Consider the following 25,508-nt stretch of genomic DNA (forward strand, 5'->3'; position numbering starts at 1 on the left):
CACGCCTTGTGAGCTGACACGATCGAAGTTGAGCGATCGAGATAAAGGAACCGTGCCGTTAGAGTTGCTTTTCATTTTCGATGCTGAATTTCGAGTCGCGTCGGCTCTTTCTTCAATTTTCATTCATTCTTGCGATGTGAGGACTATCAAATGTTACGAACAGTTTGGCATTCCCTTGTGTTATTGCCTGGGTTATTTTCTATCTTTGCGATCGCGGCTGTTGCTGAAACTTCGCCTGCATTAACGCAAGTCGAAACTTCAGTCAATCAGCTTGCAAGCGAAGCCCAACCTTCACAGCTTGCTGGTCAGGTTACTTCGGTTTCTCAACTTTCTGATGTTCGCCCGACAGATTGGGCATTTCAAGCGTTACAGTCTCTCGTTGAGCGGTATGGTTGTATTGCAGGCTATCCCGATCGGACCTATCGGGGCAATCGTGCTTTAACGCGCTACGAATTTGCAGCAGGTTTGAATGCTTGCCTCGATCGCGTCAATGAATTGATTGCAGCAGCAACCACTGATTTAGTGAAGCGAGAAGATTTAGCAACCCTGCAAAAGCTCCAAGAAGAGTTTGCAGCAGAGTTAGCAACGCTGCGGGGCATGGTGGATAGTTTAGAGGCACGAACCACTACGCTAGAAAAACAGCAATTCTCCACGACTACTAAGCTAACCGGGGAAGTCATTTTCTCGGCAGCGCAAGCGTTCGGAGATGAAAGAGCGATCAACTCTGATCAACAACGAATCATTGATGCAGCAGCAACGCCCGCAGCACGGGAAACAGCAACTACAGCCGCGATTGGAGCAGGATCAGCGCGAAATGTACAAGAGAATCTAACCCTGTCTAGTCGGGTGCGAATTGCTTTTGATACCAGCTTCAATGGTCGCGATCGCTTAAGAACTCAACTGCAAGCCCGGAACATTCCCTCTTTTGCAGGTGCAGTCACCAACACAAACATGGCTCGTTTGGGCTATGACGGTAGCAATGACAACAGTGTTTCATTGCGTCGCCTAGAGTATCGTTTCCCACTCGGAGATCAAACCACGGTCTTTGTTGGAACGGGAACGGGTGACGGGTTAGAATTCAACGATTCTATTCCGACCCTCAGTCCTTTTGAATCCAGTGGTTCTGGTGCAATTTCCCGCTTTGGTCGCTTTAACCCAATCTACCGTGCGGGTAGCGGAACGGGTGTGATTGTCAACCATCGCTTAGGGCGAGAATTTACTGTTGGCAATCGGTTTACCTTGTCTTTAGGTTATTTAGTCCCGACTGGAGATGCACAAGATCCAAGCCTCGATCGAGGTTTATTTAGTGGCAACTATGCAGCGATCGGGCAGTTAGTCTATCAACCGACCCCTAATTTTGGACTTGGCTTTACCTATGTAAATGCCTACTACACAGCGGGTTCGGGCATCTCAGGTAGCACAGGCAGTAGCTTTGCTAACAATCCATTTGGTAGCACAGGTACCATTAACGGCGCGGGAAATATTCCAACCACTACAAATCAATTCGGACTCCAAGCAAATATCCGGTTGAATCCTGGCTTAACATTAGCAGGCTGGGCAGGTTATACCGATGCGAAGGCAAATCGCCGAGTCAACACGATTTCTGGTCAAGGAACCGCTCTCAATCCAGCGGTTCAGGATGGAGATAATGCTTCTATCTGGAACTGGTCAGTCGGACTTGGGTTCCCTGATCTCTTCAAAGAAGGGAATTTTGGCGGATTAATCTTTGGGATGCCGCCGAAAGTGACGAGTAGTGATTATGGCCCGACCACAGGAACGGGCGTGATTCGTCGCCGTCGCGATCGCGATACTTCTTATCACTTGGAAGCATTCTACCGCTATCGCTTGAATGACAATATCGCCATCACACCGGGTGTTCTGGTGATCTTTAATCCAGAGCACAATTCGGCAAACGATACGCTCTTGATTGGTACCATTCGTACCACATTTACCTTCTAAATCTACCCTTGGGGTACTTCAGATCTGTGAGTACCCCTTTTCCTTGCCTTGCTGCTGTTTCCCAATCCCAATTGCCACCCAATTGTTATGAGTTCTTCGCTTTCTTCACGATCTCCATCACCTTCGATCACGGATGGAAATACAGCATGGCTTGATCGGGGCTTTGCTTGGGTGCTCCAGGCTGTTGCATTAGCCTCGATCGGAGTATTGCTGTGGATGGGTTGGGTGATTTTTAAGTCTGCTGCTCCCGCAATTCAGGCATTTGGGTTGGGATTTTTATCGCGTCAGGAATGGGATGTCAATCAGCTTCAATTTGGTGCTCTGACTTACATTTACGGAACTCTTGTGAGTTCTTTTATTGCACTCTTATTTGCGGTTCCAGTTGGCATTACCGTTGCCATTGTGACGAGTGAGAAATTCTTACCTGCGGTAGTGCGATCGCTGTTAGGGTTTCTAGTTGAACTCATTGCTTCAATCCCTAGTGTCATTATTGGTTTTTGGGGAATCTTTGTCTTGATTCCATTTATGAAACCGATTCAACTCTGGCTGCATCAGCAATTCGGTTGGATTCCGTTCTTTAGTACTGAAACCTTTGGACCAAGTCTACTCGTTGCTGGAACGATTCTAGCTGTGATGATCTTACCCACGATCGCAGCGATTAGCCGAGATGTGATGACAAGCATTCCGCAAGAGTTAAGAACTGCTTCGATGTCACTCGGTGCAACGCGGTGGGAAATGATTTTCACCATTCTCTTACCTGCGAGTGCTTCAGGAATTGTCGGAGCCGTCATTTTAGCGTTGGGTCGGGCGTTAGGCGAAACGATGGCTGTAACGATGGTAATTGGGAATTCGGATCAAGTTAGCTTATCGTTGCTAGATGCAAGTAATACGATTCCTGCAATTTTAGCAAACCAATTTCCCGAAGCGTTAGATGAATTACATATCGGCGCATTGATGTACTTAGCATTGATTTTATTTGCATTAACGTTAATCGTTAATATCATCGCAACCGTATTGGTAAAAATCGTAAGCTTCAAGCGTTAGTCTTTTATTGATTTTGATCAATGTCAAGTTTTTTTGATCGGCAACTTACAAAGCCATTATCGGTTGATCGCCGTTTGTTCAGTTATGGGATGAGTGCGATCGCAGTTCTGCTCACCGGACTCGCGTTACTTCCGCTTTTGTCTATTTTGTTTGAAATTCTCCGTCAAGGTTTACCCAATTTGCGATGGGAAGTGTTGACGAATCTTCCTGCTCCAGTGGGGGAAGCAGGTGTCGTAAGCGGATTTGCTAATGCGATTCAAGGTACAGTCCTCATGGTTGGACTTGCCGCGATGATGAGTATTCCGTTTGGTATTCTCACAGCTATCTATCTCGTTGAAATTGGACGTGGAAATACCATTGCTCAGATTGTTCGATTTGTGATGTCAATCTTGAGTGCAGTTCCCTCGATCGTAGTTGGTGTTTTTGCTTATGCAGTGATTGTACTTTCTACGATTTTGGGATATCGCGGTTTTTCTGCATTAGCGGGTGCATTCGCATTAGCTGTGATTATGCTACCCATCATTGTTTTGTCAACCGAAGAAGCATTAAAGCTAGTTCCAACTCAGCAGCGTTTAGCTTCCGCCGCATTGGGTGCGAACTCGATTCAAACAACCTTCAAAGTTGTATTGAAAGCGGCATTGCCTAGTATTACGACTGGCGTTTTATTAGCGATCGCTCGTGTTTCGGGTGAGACTGCTCCCTTGCTATTTACTGCACTATTCAGCCAGAACTGGGTCGAGCAGGCTTTGAACCCAACGCCATCGCTATCCGTGATGATTTACAACTATGCAAGCTCAGCCTTTCCTGAGCAAAATCAGTTAGCGTGGTCAGCATCAGTTGTGCTTTTAGGAATTGTCATTCTTACCAATTTACTTTCCCGATTGATCACTCGTCGCCATCAATAATTCATGAAACCCGATCCCACTATGCAATTTGCTTCTCAAGCAACCGATTTAGCTCTCTGTGTCAAAGATTTAGCCGTTTACTATGGCACTCGCAAAGCAATAGAAGGTGTGTCGATCGACATCCCTTCTGCACAGGTAACAGCGATTATTGGGCCTTCAGGATGCGGCAAATCTACCTTTATCAAAACGCTGAATCGAATCGGCGAGCTTGAAAGCAATATGCGGATCGAAGGAACCATTCAGTTCTTTGGGCAAGATATCTATAGTAATCGGGTGAATCTCAATCGCTTGCGGCGGCAAATTGGCATGGTCTTTCAGAAGCCGAACCCTTTTCCAATGAGCATTTACGATAATGTTGCCTATGGAATTCGCGTGTTTAGTCGTCCTTCCCGCTCAATGTTGGATGAAATGGTAGAATCTGCCCTCAAAAGTGCAGCGCTGTGGAATGAAGTCAAAGATCATTTGAACAAGTCAGCCTTAAGCTTGTCAGGTGGGCAACAACAAAGGCTTTGTATTGCAAGAGCACTAGCGATTAAACCCAGAGTCTTGCTCATGGATGAACCGTGTTCGGCACTCGACCCGATTACAACAATGAAGATTGAAGAATTGATCCAGGAATTGCGGGAACAATTCACGATCGTGATTGTGACGCACAACATGCAGCAAGCCGCACGGATCAGCGATAGAACCGCATTCTTCAGTACCGATGAAAGCCAAATCGGACAATTAATCGAAGTTGATGCAACTAGTAAAGTATTCAGTGCAGCAACCGATGTCCGCACCCGCAATTACGTCGAGGGTCGCTTTGGTTAGACGAGTCTTATCTGGGAAGATTCGGTCACAATCGCTGGTATCGCAATAGAGGTTCCGGGATGACATCGGAATCCAGTACTGCTTGAAGCGGTAAGTAGATAGGCGCAATTAACTTGAAGGTAGTTGCTGCGTTTGCGTCTCGCCCTGAACTGGAAGTTCGGGCTAACCGTGCGAAGTGGGTTGAAACCCACTGAAGAAGACATTACAACTAGCTGTTAGTCCAGTTCAGTGGACTTCGCACGGTTAGCCCCGAATTCATTCCGGGGCGAGTCAGCAACGAAGCGAGAGAACTCATCGAACTGATGTTTAATCTACCCATCTACTTATTTTCTGCGAATCTACAAATTAATAACGATTCCCCAAGCTGCATCATTGCGAGAGTCTGTCCTGACATACAATAATCAGCGAACCAATTTCTAATTGCTGTTATGAGCGACTCGAACGACACAATCTTCGGCAAGATTATTCGTAAAGAAATTCCTGCTGATATTGTCTACGAAGACGATCTTGCCCTTGCCTTTCGCGATGTGAACCCACAAGCCCCCGTTCATATCCTGGTCATTCCCAAACAACCGATCGCGAAACTCGCCGATGCCGAATCCCAAGATCATGCGCTGATGGGACATCTCCTCCTCACCGTTAAACGGGTCGCCGAACAACAAGGACTCAGCAACGGTTATCGAGTTGTCATCAATACAGGTGAAGAGGGCGGACAAACCGTGTATCATATGCACCTGCATCTTCTGGGCGGTCGATCGATGAGTTGGCCTCCCGGATAGTAGCGGTTTACGCTACGATCGAATCCAGCGCAATCGGAGGAAGGACAACGGTTTACACACGCCCTTTAGCTCGTCTCATCGAGCAACTTCAACACCTCCCAGGTGTCGGCCCTAAATCAGCCCAACGTCTCGCACTACACATCCTTAAACGCCCCGAAGAAGAAGTAAAAGCTTTGGCAATGGCGTTGATGGAAGCAAAGCTGCAAGTTGGGTTCTGTTCTGTTTGCGGTCATTTGTCGGCTGAACCCGTTTGTGAGATTTGTCGATCGCCCCAACGCGATGCGAAAACCATTTGTGTTGTGGCAGAGTCTCGTGATGTGATCGCGCTTGAGAAAACGCGGGAATATCGCGGGAAATATCATGTTTTAGGGGGACTGATTTCCCCGATCGATGGCATTGGCCCTGAGCAACTCAACATTAAGCAACTCGTTCGGCGCGTCAGTCAGCAAAAAGTCGAAGAAGTCATTATCGCCATCAGTCCGAGCGTAGAAGGCGAGACGACAACTCTATATGTTGGAAGCTTGCTAAAACCTTTTACTCGTGTGACGCGGATTGCCTTCGGGCTACCAATGGGTGGAGATTTGGAATATGCAGACGAAGTAACTCTAGCGCGTGCTTTAGAAGGTCGGCGCGTTCTAGATTAAGACGATTGCTGAGCAGACATCGATCGCACAGGAATCTCTTACTATTTTCAGAATCGTCTCTAGCAATCCTGCCTGAAGTAGAGATGGGTCAATGACCTATCTCTACTTTAGTTTTTGCACTATCTTGCCGATTTATTCATACGCATCCATCGGCAAACAAGAACAGACCAAATTGCGATCGCCAAAAGCATTATCAATTCGCCCAACCGCTGGATAGAATTTGTTCGCCTTTGTCCAAGTAGTCGGGAAAATTGCCTCCTGACGTGAGTAAGGACGATCCCAAGTCTCAGATGTGAGATCTGCAACTGTGTGAGGAGCATTCTTCAGGAGATTGTTCGTGCGATCGACATTGCCATTCTCAATGGCTCGAATCTCTTCTCGAATCGCAATCATGGCATCACAGAAACGATCGAGTTCCGCTTTCGATTCACTCTCAGTCGGCTCAACCATGACCGTTCCTGCCACAGGCCAAGAAACCGTTGGCGGATGGAAGCCATAATCGATCAAGCGTTTTGCAATGTCATCGACTTCGATATCTGCATTTTTCTTGAATTCACGCAGATCGAGAATACATTCATGCGCAACCCAGCCATTCTTGCCCTTGTATAACACTGGATAATGTCCTTCCAGGCGTTTTGCAATATAGTTCGCATTCAGAATGGCAATCTCAGTGGCTTCAGTCAAGCCTTGACCGCCCATCATTGCAATGTACATCCAAGAAATCGGCAAAATGCTAGCACTGCCCCAAGGCGCGGCTGACACAGCTCCAATTCCCGATTCTCCACTCGTTGCCACGACTGAATGATTCGGCAAGAACGGAACAAGATGCGAAGCGACTCCAATAGGGCCAACTCCAGGGCCGCCACCTCCATGCGGAATACAGAAGGTTTTGTGCAAGTTCAAATGGCACACATCTGCACCAAAATCACCGGGACGACACAAGCCGACTTGAGCATTCATGTTTGCGCCATCCATGTAGACTTGCCCGCCGTTCTCATGCACGATCGCGCAAATCTCTCGAATTCCTTCTTCAAACACACCATGCGTTGAAGGATAAGTCACCATCAAGGCTGCTAGATTCTCTCGATGCTGTTCAGCTTTTGCTTTGAGATCTGCAATGTCGATGTTGCCTTCGTGATCACATGCGATCGCTACGACTTTCATCCCTGCCATGACTGCACTCGCTGGATTCGTGCCATGAGCAGATTGAGGAATCAAACAGATCGTGCGATGAGTATCACCCCGACTTTGATGATACTGACGGATAACGAGCAAGCCAGCATACTCACCTTGAGAGCCTGCATTCGGTTGCAATGAAATGCCTGCAAATCCGGTAATTTCAGACAGCCAGGATTCGAGCTGTTGGAACAACGTTTGATAGCCTTGAGTTTGATTCGTCGGTGCAAAAGGATGAATCTGTCCGAACTCTGGCCAAGTAATCGGAATCATTTCAGCAGTTGCATTTAACTTCATCGTGCAAGAGCCGAGCGGAATCATCGCAGACGTAAGAGAGAGATCTCTCGACTGCAAGCGATACATGTATCGCAGAAGTTCCGTCTCCGATCGATAAGCCGAAAAAGTTGGATGAGTCAGATATTTGGAAGTCCGAATAAACGCAGATGGAATTTGAGGATCAGGAATCGCAGGCAGCGATCGACCTGCAAAACAACCGACTAAATCGAGTAAATCCGCTTGAGACGTGGTTTCATCGATCGAGATCCCCACGGTATCGGAATCAATCTTGCGTAAGTTGATCCCTTTCTGCAACGCACGCGCCAGAACAGCATCCGCATCACATTCGACTTTGAGCGTGTCAAAGTAAGGCTCAGTTCCAAGCTTGAGTCCGAGTTTTTGCAGCGCGATCGCTAATTGTGCAGTTAAACGATGAACGCGATCGGCAATTTTTCTCAAGCCTTCTGCACCGTGATAAACCGCATACATGCCCGCAATCACGGCAAGTAACACTTGGGCTGTACAAATATTGCTCGTTGCTTTGTCTCGGCGGATATGTTGCTCGCGAGTTTGTAGCGCCAGTCTCAAAGCAGGCTGACCATTGCGATCTTTAGAAACACCAACTAATCTTCCAGGCAATTGACGTTTGTAAACTTCTTTCGTCGCAAAGTAAGCCGCATGAGGGCCACCATAACCGAGCGGAACCCCAAAGCGTTGAGTATTGCCGATCGCAATGTCAGCTCCAAATTCTCCCGGTGCTTTTAGTAAGGTCAAACTCAACAGATCAGCCGCAACCGTCACTAATGCGCCCGCTTGATGAGCACGATCGACAAATTCCGAATAGTCATAAATCGCGCCATCGGTTGCGGGATATTGCAGCAATGCCCCAAAGATCGGAGTGTCAAATTCAAAGGTTCGATGATCGCCGACAATTACTTCGATTCCAAGTGGCAATGCGCGAGTTTGAATTACTTCGATCGTCTGAGGATGACATGCTTCTGACACCCAGAACGTCTTCGCTTTATTTTTCACAATGCCATAGCTCATGGACATCGCTTCTGCTGCTGCTGTGCCTTCATCTAGAAGTGACGCATTCGCAATTTCCAAGCCTGTTAGATCCATGATCATGGTTTGGAAATTCAGCAGCGCTTCGAGCCGTCCTTGAGAAATTTCGGGCTGATACGGCGTGTATTGCGTGTACCAACCTGGATTTTCGAGAATATTGCGCTGAATGACAGGAGGCGTAATGCAATTCGAGTAGCCCATGCCAATCAACGATCGCAGCACTTGATTTTTCGACGCGATCGCTTTGAGTTCCTTCAAAAGCTCATATTCACTCCGACCCGATCGAATTTGTAGCGGACGCTGAATTCGGATGCTTTTTGGCACAGCCTGCTCGATTAGATCGGAAATCGAGTTTAATCCCAATACCGCGAGCATTGCTCGAATTTCTTCACCTCGCACCCCGATATGTCGATCGACAAAGCGATCGGTATAAGTCAATTCAGGAGTCGAAACAGTGGATTCTGAAGGTTCGGACGAATCGAAATCGAGCGAGCGAGCGTAGTCGGACAATGCGGACACGGACACTGTGGGTTCAGACATAGATTACGAATCGTTTAGAGTGACAAAAGCAGGTTCGATTCTAAGTCAATTTTCGGAGCCGCAAATGTTTGAGAAGACTCAAAATCTGAAGCTCAGACAGATTAACCTAGCCTAAATGAGGCTTTAAAACTGAAATTCCAAACCATCAAGCACGTTGAACGTTCAAGATATCAAAATTTGTTAGACACATTCTGCAACAATTAACCCGCCAGCGGAACTAGCGGGTGTAAAGCTACAGTGAAATTGCCATGTAGATTTCGGAAATTACTGAGAAATTTTCAAGCACCCTCAACCTGAGCACGGTATTCATCGGCTGACATCGCATCGTCAATCTCAGTCGAATCGCTGATTTGCACCTTGATCAGCCATCCGTCTGTATAGGGAGCGTCTACCAACTTCTCTGGCGAATCCATCATTTCTGTATTTGCCTCTAGCACGGTTCCGCTTACCGGAGATTTCAAATCTTCCACCGCTTTCACGGATTCCACGGTGCCAAAATTCTCGCCTTTTTGAACCTCAGTTCCAGGTTCTGGCAATTCCAAAAACACAATATCGCCAAGCTGATCGATCGCGAATGCGGTGATCCCGATCGTGGCAGTGTCGCCATCGAGCTGGACATATTCGTGAGAGTCTGTGTATTTCAGTGTGTCAGGATATTCAAATGCCATGATGTCTAAACGTATCGAAGATTTTTCTTATTCTATTTGCTTGCGCGGTAGAACGGACGCTTCACGACGATCGCGGGATAGTTCTTTCCCCGGATGCCAATTTCGACTGCTTGCCCAGGTTTCGACAATTCAGTCGGAACATAGCCAAGCGCGATCGCTTGTCCGACCGTCGGTGCTAACGTCCCACTGGTGACAATTCCAACCTCTTTCCCTTCAAAGAAAATCGGATAGTCATGTCGCGCAATATTCCGTCCTTGCATTTGTAATCCGACTAAGCGCTTTTTCACGCCGTTTTGTCTTTGCTCTTCGAGAACGGATCGCCCGATAAAATCACCCTTGGTATCGAGATGCACAAGCCAACCAAGCCCCGCTTCTAAGGGCGTCGTTGTCTCGTTAATATCTTGTCCGTATAACGCCATTGCCGCTTCTAATCGCAATGTGTCCCGCGCTCCCAACCCGCAAGGAGTCACGCCGGAATTTAACAACGATCGCCAAAGTGCGATCGCAGCTTCTGGTGCGAGCATCACTTCAAATCCATCTTCTCCGGTATATCCGGTACGCGCTAAGAAGGCAGGCTGTCCTAAAACATGCGCTTCTAAATGTCCAAAGGCTTTCACCCCTGACAAATCTTGATCGACGATCTCGCTTAAATATTCGACTGCCTTCTTCCCTTGCACTGCGATTAAAGCTTGAGTCTCTGAGAGATCTTGAAACTCGATCCCACTCAGATGAGCCAGCATCCAATCGCGATCTTTCTGAGTCGTTGCGGCATTCACAATCACGACCCAGCGATCGTCGCCTTGAAAATAGAAAATCAAATCATCAATGATCCCGCCTTGCGGATTTAGCAAGACTGTATATTGAGCTTGTCCCGGCTGAAGGCGACTCAGATCAGATGGCACAAGTTTTTGGATTTGTGTCAAAACATCCCGACCGCTCAGCGTGAATTTACCCATATGCGAAATATCAAACATGCCTGCTTGCGATCGCACAGCCTGATGTTCTTGAGTAATTCCGCCAAATTGGACGGGCATTTCCCATCCCGAAAAACCCGTCATCCGGGCATTGAGTTCGATCGCTAATTCATACAACGGAGTTCGACGCAAAGCTTCCAAAGGCTGACTCACAAAAAACTCAACACAGATATTCTAAACGTAGCGTTACTCCTGAACTCAGGGGTTTGAATGTATTCTAGAATGCAAATATCTACGGATTCGAGAATATTGATCCCTGATTTCAATTTCTCTGCCTCAAACCTCTTGTCAACTTTGCCATACAGACAGAAACTAATGGTGGGAGTCGAAGTGGAAGTGCGAGGTTATTTTTGTGAAAAAAGTTTTAGCTATTATTTTAGGAGGGGGTGCTGGAACCCGTCTGTATCCATTAACCAAGCAGCGGGCGAAGCCAGCCGTCCCATTAGCCGGAAAATATCGACTCATTGATATTCCAGTCAGTAACTGTATCAATTCTGAGATCTTTAAGATCTACGTTCTGACGCAATTCAATTCGGCTTCTCTCAACCGCCACTTAGCTCGCGCTTACAATTTTTCAGGGTTCAGTGAAGGATTTGTTGAAGTCCTCGCCGCTCAGCAAACTGCCGAAAATCCGAACTGGTTCCAAGGAACTGCCGATGCGGTTCGCCAATATATTTGGTTGTTTCAAGAATGGGACATTGATGAATATGTGATTCTGTCGGGCGATCACTTGTATCGCATGGACTATCGCGAATTCGTTCAGCGTCACCGCGAAACTGGAGCGGATATTACGCTTTCAGTTGTGCCGATGGATGAGGCACGCGCTTCTGATTTTGGTTTGATGAAGATCGATGATTCTGGACGAGTTGTAGACTTTAGCGAGAAGCCGAAAGGCGATGCGTTGAAAGCCATGCAGGTTGATACGACCGTTTTAGGATTGTCGCCTGAAGAAGCAAAACAAAGTCCCTACATTGCTTCAATGGGGATCTATGTCTTCAAGAAAGAAGTTCTCGAAAAATTATTGAGAGAAGCCCCGAATCAAACTGATTTCGGAAAGGAAATCATCCCCAGTTCGGCAAGTACTTACAACGTTCAAGCCTACCTGTTTAACGACTATTGGGAAGACATCGGAACGATTCAAGCGTTCTACGAATCGAATTTGGCATTAACCCAACAACCCTATCCGCCTTTCAGTTTCTACGACGAAACGGCTCCAATCTATACTCGTCAACGCTTCTTGCCACCGAGCAAATTCCTCGATTCTCAAATTACCGAATCGATCGTGGGTGAAGGCTGCATCCTGAAAAATTGCCGAGTGCATCATTCGGTGTTGGGTGTGCGATCGAGAATTGAAGCAGGCTCGATCATTGAAGATTCGCTGATTATGGGAGCGGACTTCTACCAAGGTAATACTGAGCGCAAATCCGGTGCGGATTGTGATAGTCCAAATGTACCGCTAGGAATTGGTTCAGACACGATTATTCGTCGTGCCATTATCGATAAGAATGCTCACATTGGATGTAATGTCCAAATTGTGAACAAAGACCATGTGCAGGAAGCCGATCGAGAAAATCTCGGTTTCTATATTCGCAGTGGGATTGTTGTGACGTTGAAAAATGCGGTGATTCCCGACGGAACGATTATCTAAACCGATTCGATTAGTGCTAATGATTGGACTGCCAGGGAGCGGGAAATCGACTCTGGCAGACTCTTTGTTGGCAGATGAATCGTTGCCTTCCGAATTGTTGTGCTCTCGCGAATGGAATTTGCAGGACACTCATACAAGAAGGTTAATCTCCACCGATGCTATTCGCGCTCAACTGTTCGGAGATGAGGCGATTCAAGGCAGTTGGCTGAAAATCTGGCTCGAAGTGCGATCGCAGTTTCACCAAGCGGTCAGTGAGATCGCAGCCGACGAACTCGAATTTGCGCTCTACGATGCCACCAATGCTGTGCGGAAACAACGCCGAGCCGCGATCGCACTCGCACGAAAAGCTGGATTCACACACATCACTGGAATTTGGGTCAATCCAACGATCGAGATTTGTCTAGAGCGAAATCGACTGCGATCGCGCCAAGTTCCAGAAGAAGTCATTCACCGCATGGCTCGCCGATTATACGGAGCACCACCATCCGTAGAAGAAGGATTAGATTGTTTGATTGAAACTGAAAGCCAGACTACTTCCCACCCCCTACTCCCCACTTTTTCTGATCCCGAAAGCAACTTTCCAAGTCATAATGAACAGAGCGTTAACTCACCGCACGCAACATAATGGACGCTTTTGAACCGACTCCGCCGACTTGGACAACTTCGGCAGTGCATTCTTTCTCTTTTGCTTGTCCAACCTGTCATAAGTCTTCTAAGGAAGCGAATGGAGTTTGGATCAATCGTCGCGCTCCGGTATTCACCGAAGACTATCGCAAAAAATGGCAGGAATTCTATCATTGCCAATGCGGTCAAGTTTGGTGGGCATGGAGTAGCGATCGCCCACCGAGCGAACTTGGAGAACGCGAACGGGATGAACCTCGCCGCCGCCGTTTTGATTCGTTTAACCCTTTTGACGACTTCTAGGCATTAAGCTTTTAATCTCACGTAATAACGGAATCGATTGTCGAGTCGTCGATCGCGGTTGTGTGAGAACTCCATGTCGAGGACTCAATAGAAACGCCAGAAAAAACAATGCCGATGTGACCATCACGATCGCGGCTCCCGATGGCAAATTGTAGAAATAGCTCAAATACATGCCGCTGATACTGGAGAAAATCCCGATCGCGGCTCCAACGATCATGACGTGGTGCAATCGCTTGACTAACAAATAGGCAGTTGCACCTGGAGTAATGAGCAACGATAAAACCAGAATGACACCTACAGCTTTCATGCTGGCAACGATCGTTAATGCAATCAAGACCATCAAACCCAAATTCAGCAAATTGGTCGGAAGCCCTGCTGCTTGTGCGCCTAAGGCATCAAAAGTATAGAAAAGAAGTTCTTTATAAAAGAGCACCACGATCGCTAAAATCACCGCAGCAATAATCGCAGTGTCTCGCACATCGCCTGTTGTCACACCCAAAATATTGCCAAATAGAAAATGATTCAAATCGATTTTGTTATCTTTTTGAATCACCGTAATTAACGTAATTCCAAGTGCAAAAAACGCACTGAAGACAATGCCCATGGCGGCATCTTCTTTAATCGGCGATCGCGTGCGAATCCAAGCAATAATCAAGGTACTGAGAACGCCTGCGATGAATGCGCCCACAAAAATATTGAATCCAAACAGAAATGCGATCGCGAGTCCTGGCAGAACCGAGTGGCTAATTGCATCACCTAAGAGGGCTAAGCGTTGAACAATCAAATAGCTCCCGACGATCGCGCAAATCAACCCGACTAAGATGGCGATGATTAGGGATCGCTGCATGAATCCATATTGCAAAGGCTCAATGAGGGCTTCCATAGTTCGATGGTGGATGAAATGACTCTGAATGTTTGCCTAGCGAATAGAACTCACAGCGACGACAAAGTTCGCCTGACGTAGACTACCCGCCATGCTTGTAATCCACCCTATGCGAGTTTTGTCTGGATTACCATGAATTAAATCGCTGAGTGAATCGAATTCACGATCCTAAGCAGCATCCGAGAAGAATACAACCTTGCCACCATAAGCCTGCTGCAAATTCTCTTGAGTCAAGACTTTCTGCCGAGATCCACTTGCAACCAGCGATTTATTCAGCAAAATCAGCTCATCAAAATTGACGATCGATTCACCCAAATCGTGATTCACCACCAGCACCAATTTATTCTCGCGCGTCAACTCCTTAAACACATCGAACATAATTGTCTGGGTTTTCTGATCAATTCCGACAAACGGTTCATCAAAGCAAAATACATCCGCTTGCTGTGCCAATGCCCGCGCCAAAAAGACTCGTTGTTGCTGCCCACCGGACAAATCCGAGATTGCGCGATCGCGAAACTCCATCATTCCCACCCGCTCTAAAGCCTGGGTTGCTAACCTGCGACTGATCGAAGAATATCGCTGAAACCAGCCCGTTTTCTTCGTCCGCCCCATCATTACAACATCCCAAACGGTGACAGGATACGACCAATCAATCTGCGATCGCTGCGGCACATACGCGACTCGATCCAACTGATCCACCAGCGCTTTTCCTTCGTACTGCACCGCACCGCTCACCGCCGGAATCAATCCGAGCATTGCTTTAATGAGCGTACTTTTTCCGGCTCCATTCGGCCCGAAAATTCCTACCAACCGACCGGATTGAAGCGAGACGCTAACATCCGTCAGTGCCTCGATCGCTCGATATTTCACGCTGAGATTTTCGACTGTCAGATTTGGCGAAATATCCAGCGCTTGAGTATGGACAGTCAATCGGGGATAAGAATTCTCAAAGAATGGAGTCGATTGCATATCAGTGTCCTTGGTCAATAATGAAAGAATAATGAAAAGTTTGAATACTCTAAAGTATGACAGAAAATGAAAGAAAAATGAAAATCTCTTAGTTCCCTAGTTTAGGCAAAGTCAAATTGAGTTGAATCAGCTTTATGGAAGACAATCGCAATCTCATCCCCTCGCCCTTATGATGGAATCTTGCGTTTGTTTCGGAATCCCAAGTCTTGAATCAATTCTCTTACCAGTGCCAAGCTCGTTGCACTCATACCCACGCCCGCGCTGGAGTCTTCCATACTCCTCACGGCATTGTCGAAACGCCTCGCTTCATGCCCGTCGGCACACTCGCCAATGTCAAAACCATTACGCCTGATCAACTCGAAGCCACAGGCGCACAGATGGTTTTGTCGAATACGTATCATCTGCATTTGCAGCCCGGAGAAGACATCGTAGAGCGAGCCGGAGGCGTACATCGATTTATGGGTTGGTCGAAGCCAATGCTGACCGATTCAGGCGGCTTCCAGGTCTTTAGCTTAAGTGAGATGCGATCGATTACGGACGAAGGGGTCACGTTCCGCTCTCCTCGCGATGGGCAAATGATCAAAATTACGCCAGAGAAATCGATTCAAATTCAAAACGCTCTGGGTGCAGATGTGATCATGGCATTCGATGAATGTCCTCCACCGGGAGTGGGACGAGAAGCGACTGAGAAAGCAACTTCTCGAACCTACGATTGGCTAAAACGCTGTATTGAGGCACATGGGAGATCAGATCAAGCTTTATTTGGGATTGTGCAAGGGGGAGAATTCCTAGATCTCAGAGCCGAAGCCGTTCGACAATTGGCAGATTTAGATTTGCCAGGATATGCGATCGGAGGTGTCAGTGTTGGTGAAGCACCTGAGATTATCGATCGCGTTGTTCAAGCCACAACTCCTTTACTTCCCGACAATAAACCTCGCTATTTAATGGGTGTGGGAACCTATCGCGAAATCGCACGTGCGATCGCGGCTGGCATGGATTTATTCGATTGTGTGATTCCAACTCGACTGGCACGACATGGAGCGGCATTAGTCCAAGGAGATCGCTGGAATTTGAAAAATGCGAAGTTCCGAGAGGACTTTCAGCCGATCGATGAAACTTGCCCGTGTTACACCTGCCAGAATTTCAGTCGGGCATATATCAGCCATTTGCTGCGGTCACAAGAACTGCTGGCTTACACCCTAATTTCGATTCACAATATTACTGAACTGATCCGATTCACCACCCAAATTCGGGCGGCGATTTTCAACGGCACGTTTCACACCGAATTCGCAAAATGGCTTACTCCTCTCTAGGGCATCAGCACTATGGAACTCTACGATCGCGACTTCTTCCAATGGACACAGCAGCAAGCTGACTCCTTGAAAAAAGGGCGTTGGGCAGAATTAGATATCGAAAATTTGATCGAGGAATTAGAAGCTTTGGGACGCAGTGAACAACGAGAGCTTGGCAGCTACTTGCAGGTTCTCATTTTGCATTTGCTCAAATATCAATATCAACCAGAACGAAGAACCAAAAGCTGGGAAACGACGATCATCAATTGCCGAGATCACATCCAAGATTGTCTAGAGGATACGCCTAGTTTGAGGCGGTTTCTTGAAGATCCAAGCTGGATTGAGAAGTACTATCGACGAGGATGCAGAGAAGCTGTGAAGGAAACCCGCTTACCCAGTGCAACCTTTCCTCCTGAATGTCCTTACTCGATCGCAGAAATTCTTGATCCCAACTTTCTGCCTTAAAGACGACCCTCGAATCATGTTAAAATCCGTATCAATTATGAGTCCTGTGTTGGAGAGGTCATCGAGTCATGGAAGCAGCAATGCTACTTGCAAAATTGCCCGAAGCTTATTCGATTTTTGATCCGCTGGTTGATATCTTGCCTGTAATCCCTGTTTTCTTTCTGTTGCTGGCATTTGTATGGCAAGCAGCCGTCGGTTTCAAATAAGTTAATCGATCAAAACGATAAAAAAAAGAGGGGTCAACACTGCCCCCTTTTTTTGTTGTACGATGCTCGACCTTTGTTGCATTTATTTCCGACCGCCGATCGATTTTTGAAATGCCGGACGTGCTGTGATTCGCTGCATATAGCTCACCACATTCGGATATTCACTCAAATCCAGTTTTAACATCAACGGAATATAAGCAAGCAAGGAACCAACTGCCACGTCTGAAACCGTAAACTGATCGCCTGCAATAAATTTACGCTTGCCAAAAATTTCATCGAGAGGCTGCATCAGTCGCGGCATTTCTCGCTCTCGATTCGTCTCTACGAAGATCCCAGGGCCCAACGTGGCATTGGCAAACAGCACCCATTGAGCCGCAATTGCACGCTGATTAACATCCGCATTGTCATAGCGATCGAGCAAATAGAGCAAGATCGCACCCGACTCCCAAAGTTTCAGATCCCCATCCACGATCGCAGGAACCTTGCCGAATGGATTGATCTCGCAGAATTCAGGCTGCCGATGTTCCCCAGTTTGCATATCAAGCAGGTCAAACTCATAAGGGATCTCTAATTCTTCGAGATACCACTGCACAATCGATGCTCGACTGCGCGCACCCCCAAACAGTTTCAACATAAAATTTTCTACAGAACCTTGTGCGTATATTCGTGTTGTTTCACATTATCCTCAGTCTTCACAATTCGCTGAGAATTTAACACTCGTTTCCGCTCGGTTGAGAAATTGAAATCCTCGCGTGTTGTACCTGTTGGAATGTGAGATTGAGCAATCGATCGCGCTTTATAGGTTCGAGCCGATGCCGTAGCGCGGAAAACAAAATCATCACAGAATTGCGCGTCTGATGGAAAACACTCTGGGAGATGTAACGCTTCACCCGGGATCACAGAGCCGAGCGTCGTCGCAGTTGCAACTTTATAAGAAGTTGGGATGCCTTTGACGATCGCTTCTAATGCCGCAGAAGGAATTGGCTCAACCACATTCACTTCATGGACCCCATCATCGTCTTTGATAAAGCAAGTCGCCAACCCAACGACGAGATAATCATCGCTAGCAAGATCAGTTGTGTGAGGATAGCAAATCGTTGTCGTCATAATTTTTGCATTTGAAGAGATATGCATTGAATGCGATCGTATCAAGTGCCTAGAACGCAAGTTTCAGAATGACTCAATTCTTAATCTGAATAAAAAAGGATCGTCTTAAACGATCCTTTTTCAAACTTGATCAAGTTCGCCTATTCACGATTGGCTGGCGCGGATTGCGAGGCTTGTTGTGCATTCGGTTTCAGCAGTGCCGTCCGTTGCAGCGTATTCAACGCTTGAGCGTACTGCGGATCTTGAATCGTTCCAATCAGTTTCGGATTGGTTGCCAAGAATTTCTGCTGAGCATCAGACAAATCAACCTTCACATCGGGTGAAATTCCCTTGTGGCTAATGTCTGTTCCGTTGGGCGTGTAGTAATGCGCGATCGTCACCGCCAGTCCCGATCCGTCAGACAGCGAATGCACCGATTGCACTAATGCCTTTCCAAAGGTCTGACTGCCAATCACCATTGCCCGCTTATTGTCTTTCAGCGCGCCTGTGAGAATCTCGCTCGAGCTTGCCGATCGACCATCGACCAAGACCACTAGCGGCAACTTCGTCAATTGTCTACCCGTCGCATAAGCCGTATCACTGCCGCCTTGACGATTCACCGTCTTGACGATCGCTCCTTTATCTAACCACATGCGGCTGATATCAATACTGGCTTGCAACAGCCCGCCTGGATTGCCGCGTAAATCAAGCACAAAGGCATCCACTTTCTGATCGCTCAATTTCTTGATCGCTCGCTCCATTTGTTCAGCAGCATGGCTGCTAAATTCAGCGAGGCGAATGTAGCCAATCTTGTTTTTGCCTTCTTGCCGGACATCTGCACGAACGGTTTGCAGTTCGATGCGTGCACGGGTCAGGGGTAGATTAAAGGCAGTCGCTCCATCTCGCCCGACTTGGAGCGTCACTTTTGTTCCGACTTCCCCTCGAATCAAATTGGATGCGTCTTCAACCGTCATGCCTTTGGTCGATTTGCCGTTGATCGCCAAAATGCGATCGCCTGACTTGATCCCCGCTCTTATCGCTGGAGAATTTTCTAACGGCTCAACCACAGTCAACACTTTAGTTTTTTCATTCTGCTCCAAGCGAATCCCAACCCCTGACAGTTCTCCAGACGTTTGACTACTCAATGCCTCAAACTGCTTTTGATCCATAAAGCGGGTATAGGGATCATCGAGTTTTTTCAGAGCATCTCGAAGCGCTGTATATGCCTGCTGACGAGAGCTATAGTCTCGACTCAAAAGAGATTGCCGGACAGCACGCCAGTCATTTTTGTTAAACGTACCGTCTACATATTCGCGGTTCACAATCTGCCAAGCTTCGTCCAAAACAGATTTGGGGCTGTCTTGAAGTGCTGCCCGAACCGAGCGATCAGATCCAAATACGGATACAGCAGCTGTAGCTGCAACGACACCACTACAGAGAGCGACTTGAAGCAGCGATACACGGCGAGTGGGTTGGTTCATTGAGTATTGAGGAGGCGAGAAGTGGACAGTTAATAATTTACACCGGTCACTTAGGGTGACATTGGTCGAATTCGATCAACGAAATTTAATTAAGTTCAGGATTCAGGTGAAGAGTGGGGATCAGAATTACCCCAAAGACTAGATACAACGTATACGGAGCAATTCCGGTCAGTCTGACAGTTTTAGGACAGTTAATTAAGTGTCTCTGAGTTGAAAACGTGCCTTAATATGGCTCAGACAAGGTAACGATGAATGCAATCTTTATGACAATCTAACGGAATTTGGGCAAATTGTTGTAAGAATTTCTTGCGAGTTTTGTAAACCTTTCTTAATGAGGTTCTCTGTTGTGGTGTTAAGCGTGCGTCAAACTTGGAAGTCTTGTAGCGGGATCATTGCCCATGTGACGATCGCAGCAGTCGCGATCGCGGGAGTGATAACAATTCAGTACGATCGACTCAAACAACCTTCGATTACGTTAGAAACGCCTGAGCAAGCAGAGCACCAGGAACGAGTCCGCCTCACTTTGCTCAGCAAAATGCCAAGTTTTGGGTTTGATAATATGGTGGCGAACTGGACATTCCTCAATTTTGTTCAGTATTACGGCGATGCACCTGCTCGGAAAGTCACTGGATTCTCGCTTGCTCCCCAGTATTTTGATATCGTGACGCGTCACGATCCTCGTTTTGTCGATAGCTACTTGTTTGTTTCTGGCAGCATTTCGCATCAATTGGGTCAGCCAGAATTAGCGCTGAAATTGATGAAGCGAGGAACCGATGCGCTTACGCCTCAAATGCATCCCAAGGCTTTCTCAGTCTGGCGATTTGCGGGGTTAGATCAAATTTTATTGCTTGGGGATCTGCCAGGAGCAGCAAAATCGTTTGAAATGACTGCGAAATGGGCAGCGGAAAGCGAAGATTACAAGCAGTTTGCACCGAACTTCCAGGAGACTGCCAATTTTCTCAAAACCAAGCCCAATATTGAAGCAGTGCAGTTTCAAGCTTGGCAAGTGGTTTATCAGGATGCCCTTGAAGTTGGGGATCAGCAATCGGTCGATCGCGCCAGACGCGAACTTTTAAAACTCGGTGCAATTGAGCGAAAAAACGAGCAAGGCGAGACGGTGTTTATCATGCCAACCGCGTTGCAGGAGAAAGCGCCGCCTCGTCAAAGGTGACGCTTTAGACAGAGCTGAGGCAACGGCAACAATTCGAGTGGTGCAATCTGCATTGTTGCCTCGAATGAACAGCTTAAAGAATCAACTGATCAATCATGCGATTCGCTTGTGATTCGTAGCCGCCTCCAAACAAATTAAAATGATTCAGAATGTGATACAGGTTATAGAGTTTTTTTCGCTGGTGATAGCCTGCATCGATCGCAAAAATTTCGTCATATCCTCGATAAAATTCGGCAGGAAAGCCCCCAAACAGTTCGGTCATTGCCAAATCCACTTCTCGATCGCCCCAATAGGTTGCTGGATCAAAAATGACAGGCTCCCCAGATTGGGTTACTGCTGCATTTCCTGACCACAAATCTCCATGCACGATCGACGGTTTTGGGGTGTGATCTGCAAGTAATTCTGGAATCTGTTCGAGGAGGCGATCGCCATTGCGAAATCGTCCGCCGTTTTGATGTCCTAATTCAAGCTGATACCCAATTCGATATTGGGTGAAAAAGTCCACCCAACTCGATGTCCAAGGATTTTTCTGAGGAGTCGAGCCGATCGTATTATCGCGCTCCCACCCAAACGCGGTCGATTTTTGAAATTGATGCATTCGAGCCAGATTGCGCCCCAATTCTGCCCAAGCTTGAGAACTCCCGCGACCGAGTTCCAGCCACTCCAAGACAATATAGGCAGAATTTCCAGCAACCCCAACGCACATGGGCTTCGGAACGCGAATGGCTTGCGCTTCTGCCATCTGTTTGAGTCCGAGCGCTTCGGCTGTAAACATTTCCAGTTGATCAGCCTGATTGAGCTTAACGAAGAAGGTGAGATTGCCATCGCTCACCTGATAGCCCTGATTGATGCAACCTCCACCCACAGAACGTCGATCGCGACTTTCAAACGGGTGGGAAATTGCTTGACTAATCTGAGCATCGATCTGCGTCCACATAAGTCTATATTTCTCAGGTCTATTTTCCCGGCTTCACGACAACACAACCATACGCCTGAGTTGGCAAATAAGTTTGTGCTGCATTTTGCAGGTCTACAGCAGACAGAGATTGAATATAAGTCGGATAGTTGAATGCTGGCTCTAAATCGCCGACTAGAGCTTGATAATAGCCATACAAACCAGAGCGATCGCTGGGTGTTTCGTTGCCAAACGTGAAATGATTTGCAACTTGAGTCCGTACCCGATCGAGTTCGACAGCAGTTGCAAAATCAGTTTGCAGAGTTTGAATATGCTCTAAAAGCGCTGCTTCAACCGCTTCAATATTTTCGACTGGCAACTGAGCGGACAAACAGAAAATGCCTTGGTGACGATAGTTCATATTGCTCGCCGACACACTGGACACTAAGCCGCGATTCTCACGCAAGTCTTTGACGAGTCTTGCTGTTCTGCCATGTCCGAGAATGCTCGCGATTCCGTCTAAGGCATAAGTTTGCTTGAGATTGTCTAATCCGGGAACCCGCCATAACAGCATTAATCGCGCTTGAGTCAGACTGGGATCTACATGTTCTTGACGAATAATTTCAGTGAACGGCTGTTCTGCAAACAGGCGATCGCGTTCCGGTGCAGCCGTGGGCAAAGCGTGAGAAACACTGTCTTCGACAATTTGAATCAGTTGATCAACCGGAAGATTTCCAACTGCAACCGCCGTCATCGATCGAGGTTGATACCAAGTGGAATGAAAATCTCGCATTTGTTGAGCGCTGAGATGTTCAATTACAGAGGCTGGCCCTAAAACTTGTCGTCGATAAGGCAAGGTTTCAAATGCCATTTCTGACATGTGTTGATAGGTGCGACGGCGAGGATTATCTTGCGATCGCCGAATTTCTTCTAACACTACAAATCGCTCGCGTTCAAATCCATCTTCTGGAATCCGAGCATTCAGCACTACGTCCATTTGCAAGGGTGCTAAAGCTGCGAAATCTTTGGGAGCGGTCGTAATGTAGTAATGCGTGTAATCTTGGCTGGTTGCGGCATTTGTGACTGCGCCACAGCGTTCAATCTGTTGCTCAAATTCGCCGCTTTTCAAGTGATCGGTTCCTTTGAACACCATATGCTCTAAAAAGTGAGCCATTCCGTTAATCGCATCTGATTCGATCGCACTTCCGACATCTAGCCAAACATTGAGATTGACTGCATCGACGGGAATTTGTTCGGCAATAATCGTCAACCCATTCGAGAGGCGATGGATCGTGGGCGCGTTCAGCTTCGGAGATTTAATCAACGTTGAAGTCATGGCTTACCTGTAGCGTCGCTTTACTTATCTTAGTCTTCCGAAAGTGGCAATTGACACTCTAAATCTTTAGATTTCAAGCAAAAGCTTGAGCAGATGGATTGTGCACGATGTTCTACGATTCTTTACAATGAAGTCAGAAAGTTAAGTTTTTTTAAGCAGTATAGAAAGATGCCCCAGAAAGTTGTCGTTGTCGGTGCTGGAATTGGTGGATTAACTGCGGCTGCACTCCTTGCTCATCGCGGATATGAAGTCCTGGTTTTAGATCAAGCCCTTGTTCCAGGCGGATGCGCTTCAACCTTCAAACGGCAAGGTTTTACCTTCGATGTGGGTGCGACTCAGGTTGCAGGATTAGAGCCGGGTGGAATTCATCACCGAATTTTCTCAGAGCTTGAGATCGATTTACCCCCTGCGACGTTCTGCGATCCAGCCTGTGCAGTTTATCTTCCGGGTGAAACTGAGCCGATTCAGGTTTGGCGAGATCCCGATCGCTGGAAAGCGGAACGCCAAAAACAATTTCCCGGCAGCGAACCTTTTTGGCAATTGCTGAATGATTTATTTCGCTACAGTTGGCAGTTTCAATCCCGCGATCCAGTGCTTCCGCCTCGAAATGTCTGGGATTTGTGGCAACTGACAAAAGCGGTTCGACCGAATACACTGCTGACATTGCCGCATACCTTCTCGACGGTTGGTGATGCGTTGCGAGGATATGGGTTAAACGATCGCCGACTTCGCACGTTTCTCGATCTGCAATTGAAACTCTATTCTCAAGTGAGTGCCGAGGAAACTGCGTTGCTTTATGCTGCAACGGCTTTAAGTGTTTCTCAAGCGCCCCAAGGCTTGTTTCATTTGCAAGGCAGTATGCAGGTTTTGAGCGATCGTTTAGTCGAAGCTTTGGAGCGAGATCGCGGCAAACTTTTAATGCGGCACAGCGTTGAGCGAATCCACACTCAAGCAGGACGCACGACAGGGGTGACGATTCGGAATCAGAAAACGAATGAATCTTGGTTCGAGTCTGCGGATCACGTGGTTGCAAACGTGACGGTTCAGAATTTAGTCGAACTTTTAGGAAAAGATGCGCCTCAAGGGTATCAGCGTCGAGTCGATAAATTGCCGCCTGCTTCGGGCGCATTTGTGATTTATTTGGGAGTTGATCGGGCTGCAATTCCTGCCGATTGCCCGCCTCATTTACAGTTTCTCTACGATTACGAAGGCGCGATCGGTGAAAATAATTCCCTGTTTGTGTCGGTGAGTCACGAAGGCGATGGTCGCGCTCCAGCCGGAAAAGCAACGATTATTGCGTCTTCTTTCACCGATACAGGCGCTTGGAAAACTAGCGGTGATTATGAGGCGATGAAACAGCACTATGCAGAAACAGCGATCGCGAAATTAGGGCAGTATTTCAAACTCGATCCATCAACGATCGTGTATCAAGAATCTGCGACTCCCAGAACATTCCAGCGATTTACAGGACGTGCAGATGGAATTGTAGGAGGCATTGGGCAGCGCATCCCGACATTTGGGCCTTTTGGATTTGCAAATCGAACGCCAATTCAGCAGCTTTGGCTGGTCGGAGATTCGACCCATCCCGGAGAAGGAACCGCAGGCGTGAGCTATTCTGCATTAACGGTTGTGCGCCAAATCGAAGCTTTAGCCTTGCCACGTGCCTGAAAAAATACTTTTGACGGCGATCGCAATTCGGTCTAAATCCTCATTCAATAGCGGTGGACAATCGCGACTTTTGCCTAACCCATTATTAAATAAGCGTCTTGCTTCATTAGAAATCGAAAATAATGCAGCAGCCAATGTGCGATCGAGGGTGGTTTGATCTTTCAACGCATCAAATACGACTCTCAATGCCAGCAAAATTGAAGTGACTTGACCCGGAACAGGCGGTTTTCCTTGACCCAACCGTCCCAGGAAGGTATCGCTGGCAGTCGAATTCGTTTGGTCAATTAAGAGCTGACGTGCAGTTTCGTAATCCACGATCGAGCGATCCGAGCGAAATGAACTGTACCACTTTAGCGTGAATTCACAACTTTGCTTCATACATAAAAAATCGGGGAGAGAGTTGTATCCTCTTTCCCCGATTTACCAGAGTTTGAATTGTTTTGTCCGTCTTGGAGTTTCTTGCGTAGGACTTGATTGCGTTTCTTGAGTTGTCTTTGTCTCGCCGCTCCACCTTTTCCTTTATCGTTTCGCCCTTCTCGTCTGGGCGATTCCCAACGTTTCATCATCGCCATATTTCATGTCCTTTTGATTCGTATCTAAATTTTAGCGCGAGAATCAAGCCTGTCAAAGGGTGAAGCCAA

General features: G+C 47.3%; 26 protein-coding genes. 14 read left to right on the top strand and 12 right to left on the bottom strand.

The genetic code is table 11. The features are described from left to right. Positions 1-150 precede the first annotated feature (150 nt). The 6 genes from LEPBO_RS0118545 (at position 151) to recR (ending at position 6,144) form a co-directional block, all read left to right on the top strand. A complete protein-coding gene (locus tag LEPBO_RS0118545) occupies positions 151-1,959 on the top strand; it encodes an iron uptake porin (RefSeq protein WP_017289069.1) in 1,809 nt (602 codons plus the stop codon). Between the two features lie 87 nt (positions 1,960-2,046). After that, positions 2,047-3,003 (top strand): phosphate ABC transporter permease subunit PstC, encoded by a 957-nt coding sequence (gene pstC, locus LEPBO_RS0118550; protein WP_017289070.1) that lies wholly within the window; start codon positions 2,047-2,049, stop codon positions 3,001-3,003. A 20-nt stretch (positions 3,004-3,023) separates the two neighbouring features. After that, positions 3,024-3,908, top strand: coding sequence for a phosphate ABC transporter permease PstA (gene pstA / locus LEPBO_RS0118555; protein ID WP_017289071.1), 885 nt, complete (start codon positions 3,024-3,026; stop codon positions 3,906-3,908). 21 nt (positions 3,909-3,929) lie between these two features. Beyond that, positions 3,930-4,721, top strand: coding sequence for a phosphate ABC transporter ATP-binding protein PstB (gene pstB / locus LEPBO_RS0118560; protein ID WP_017289072.1), 792 nt, complete (start codon positions 3,930-3,932; stop codon positions 4,719-4,721). A gap of 428 nt (positions 4,722-5,149) precedes the next feature. Further along, positions 5,150-5,500: a histidine triad nucleotide-binding protein gene (locus LEPBO_RS0118565; RefSeq protein WP_017289073.1), complete on the top strand. Its 351-nt coding sequence runs from the start codon at positions 5,150-5,152 to the stop codon at positions 5,498-5,500. Beyond that, the gene (gene recR, locus LEPBO_RS0118570; RefSeq protein ID WP_199323834.1) at positions 5,485-6,144 is read left to right on the top strand and encodes a recombination mediator RecR; all 660 of its coding nucleotides are present in this window, start codon (positions 5,485-5,487) and stop codon (positions 6,142-6,144) included. The genes LEPBO_RS0118565 and recR overlap by 16 nt, the downstream gene beginning before the upstream one ends. Positions 6,145-6,276: 132 nt before the next feature. Here the strand turns inward: recR and gcvP are convergent, their stop codons facing one another. The 3 genes from gcvP to gcvT all read right to left on the bottom strand — a co-directional run bounded on the left by gcvP (position 6,277) and on the right by gcvT (position 10,996). Beyond that, positions 6,277-9,201, bottom strand: coding sequence for an aminomethyl-transferring glycine dehydrogenase (gcvP, locus tag LEPBO_RS0118575; protein ID WP_017289075.1), 2,925 nt, complete (start codon positions 9,199-9,201; stop codon positions 6,277-6,279). A gap of 278 nt (positions 9,202-9,479) precedes the next feature. Further along, positions 9,480-9,869, bottom strand: coding sequence for a glycine cleavage system protein GcvH (gene gcvH / locus LEPBO_RS0118580; protein WP_017289076.1), 390 nt, complete (start codon positions 9,867-9,869; stop codon positions 9,480-9,482). A gap of 32 nt (positions 9,870-9,901) precedes the next feature. After that, positions 9,902-10,996: a glycine cleavage system aminomethyltransferase GcvT gene (gcvT, locus tag LEPBO_RS0118585; RefSeq protein ID WP_017289077.1), complete on the bottom strand. Its 1,095-nt coding sequence runs from the start codon at positions 10,994-10,996 to the stop codon at positions 9,902-9,904. A 199-nt stretch (positions 10,997-11,195) separates the two neighbouring features. Between gcvT and LEPBO_RS0118590 the strand changes: the two genes are divergently transcribed. Genes LEPBO_RS0118590 through LEPBO_RS0118600 form a run of 3 tightly spaced genes read left to right on the top strand, consistent with a single transcriptional unit; the run spans position 11,196 to position 13,415 of the window. After that, positions 11,196-12,491 (top strand): glucose-1-phosphate adenylyltransferase, encoded by a 1,296-nt coding sequence (locus LEPBO_RS0118590; RefSeq protein WP_017289078.1) that lies wholly within the window; start codon positions 11,196-11,198, stop codon positions 12,489-12,491. A gap of 19 nt (positions 12,492-12,510) precedes the next feature. Continuing rightward, a complete protein-coding gene (locus LEPBO_RS37515) occupies positions 12,511-13,116 on the top strand; it encodes an AAA family ATPase (protein ID WP_017289079.1) in 606 nt (201 codons plus the stop codon). Then, entirely contained in the window at positions 13,116-13,415 is a 300-nt protein-coding gene (locus LEPBO_RS0118600) for a hypothetical protein (RefSeq protein WP_017289080.1), read from the top strand. The genes LEPBO_RS37515 and LEPBO_RS0118600 overlap by 1 nt, the downstream gene beginning before the upstream one ends. On the opposite strand, the gene LEPBO_RS0118605 is transcribed toward LEPBO_RS0118600, so the two are convergent. Next, complete coding sequence (locus LEPBO_RS0118605; RefSeq protein WP_017289081.1) at positions 13,393-14,298, bottom strand: metal ABC transporter permease; 906 nt, start codon at positions 14,296-14,298, stop codon at positions 13,393-13,395. The genes LEPBO_RS0118600 and LEPBO_RS0118605 overlap by 23 nt on opposite strands. A 168-nt stretch (positions 14,299-14,466) precedes the next feature. Next, on the bottom strand, positions 14,467-15,267 hold the full coding sequence (locus LEPBO_RS0118610) for a metal ABC transporter ATP-binding protein (protein WP_017289082.1): 801 nt from the start codon (positions 15,265-15,267) through the stop codon (positions 14,467-14,469). A 206-nt stretch (positions 15,268-15,473) separates the two neighbouring features. On the opposite strand from LEPBO_RS0118610, the gene tgt reads away from it, so the two are divergent. The 3 genes from tgt to LEPBO_RS0118625 all read left to right on the top strand — a co-directional run bounded on the left by tgt (position 15,474) and on the right by LEPBO_RS0118625 (position 17,230). Continuing rightward, entirely contained in the window at positions 15,474-16,580 is a 1,107-nt protein-coding gene (tgt, locus tag LEPBO_RS0118615) for a tRNA guanosine(34) transglycosylase Tgt (RefSeq protein ID WP_071596175.1), read from the top strand. Positions 16,581-16,592: 12 nt separating this feature from the next. Further along, the gene (locus LEPBO_RS0118620; RefSeq protein ID WP_017289084.1) at positions 16,593-17,024 is read left to right on the top strand and encodes a DUF29 domain-containing protein; all 432 of its coding nucleotides are present in this window, start codon (positions 16,593-16,595) and stop codon (positions 17,022-17,024) included. A gap of 68 nt (positions 17,025-17,092) precedes the next feature. Next, positions 17,093-17,230 carry a photosystem II reaction center protein K gene (locus LEPBO_RS0118625; protein WP_017289085.1) on the top strand — a complete coding sequence of 46 codons (138 nt, stop codon included), beginning with the start codon at positions 17,093-17,095 and terminating at the stop codon, positions 17,228-17,230. 82 nt (positions 17,231-17,312) lie between these two features. On the opposite strand, the gene LEPBO_RS0118630 is transcribed toward LEPBO_RS0118625, so the two are convergent. The 3 genes from LEPBO_RS0118630 to ctpB form a co-directional block, all read right to left on the bottom strand. After that, positions 17,313-17,864: a glutathione S-transferase family protein gene (locus tag LEPBO_RS0118630; RefSeq protein WP_017289086.1), complete on the bottom strand. Its 552-nt coding sequence runs from the start codon at positions 17,862-17,864 to the stop codon at positions 17,313-17,315. A gap of 8 nt (positions 17,865-17,872) precedes the next feature. Next, the gene (locus LEPBO_RS0118635; protein ID WP_026148752.1) at positions 17,873-18,337 is read right to left on the bottom strand and encodes a hypothetical protein; all 465 of its coding nucleotides are present in this window, start codon (positions 18,335-18,337) and stop codon (positions 17,873-17,875) included. A 140-nt stretch (positions 18,338-18,477) separates the two neighbouring features. Next, positions 18,478-19,797 (bottom strand): carboxyl-terminal processing protease CtpB, encoded by a 1,320-nt coding sequence (gene ctpB / locus LEPBO_RS0118640; RefSeq protein ID WP_017289088.1) that lies wholly within the window; start codon positions 19,795-19,797, stop codon positions 18,478-18,480. Positions 19,798-20,143: 346 nt separating this feature from the next. Between ctpB and LEPBO_RS0118645 the strand changes: the two genes are divergently transcribed. Further along, on the top strand, positions 20,144-20,968 hold the full coding sequence (locus LEPBO_RS0118645; protein ID WP_144056233.1) for a hypothetical protein: 825 nt from the start codon (positions 20,144-20,146) through the stop codon (positions 20,966-20,968). A gap of 73 nt (positions 20,969-21,041) precedes the next feature. Here LEPBO_RS0118645 and LEPBO_RS0118650 read toward each other — a convergent pair whose 3' ends face one another. Both LEPBO_RS0118650 and LEPBO_RS0118655 read right to left on the bottom strand, forming a co-directional pair. Then, positions 21,042-21,905, bottom strand: a complete 864-nt coding sequence (locus LEPBO_RS0118650) for a fructosamine kinase family protein (RefSeq protein WP_017289090.1) — start codon at positions 21,903-21,905, stop codon at positions 21,042-21,044. A gap of 19 nt (positions 21,906-21,924) precedes the next feature. Beyond that, entirely contained in the window at positions 21,925-23,199 is a 1,275-nt protein-coding gene (locus LEPBO_RS0118655) for a M16 family metallopeptidase (RefSeq protein WP_017289091.1), read from the bottom strand. Positions 23,200-23,367: 168 nt separating this feature from the next. On the opposite strand from LEPBO_RS0118655, the gene crtD reads away from it, so the two are divergent. Further along, positions 23,368-24,867, top strand: coding sequence for a C-3',4' desaturase CrtD (crtD, locus tag LEPBO_RS0118660; protein ID WP_017289092.1), 1,500 nt, complete (start codon positions 23,368-23,370; stop codon positions 24,865-24,867). Here the strand turns inward: crtD and LEPBO_RS0118665 are convergent. After that, positions 24,847-25,245, bottom strand: coding sequence for a hypothetical protein (locus tag LEPBO_RS0118665; RefSeq protein ID WP_017289093.1), 399 nt, complete (start codon positions 25,243-25,245; stop codon positions 24,847-24,849). The genes crtD and LEPBO_RS0118665 overlap by 21 nt on opposite strands. Next, entirely contained in the window at positions 25,242-25,439 is a 198-nt protein-coding gene (locus LEPBO_RS0118670; protein WP_017289094.1) for a hypothetical protein, read from the bottom strand. Before LEPBO_RS0118670 ends, LEPBO_RS0118665 begins: the two co-directional genes overlap by 4 nt. Between the last annotated feature and the right edge of the window lie 69 nt (positions 25,440-25,508).

Origin of the sequence: Leptolyngbya boryana PCC 6306, assembly GCF_000353285.1 — a bacterium.
Classification (GTDB): Bacteria; Cyanobacteriota; Cyanobacteriia; order Leptolyngbyales; family Leptolyngbyaceae; genus Leptolyngbya; species Leptolyngbya boryana.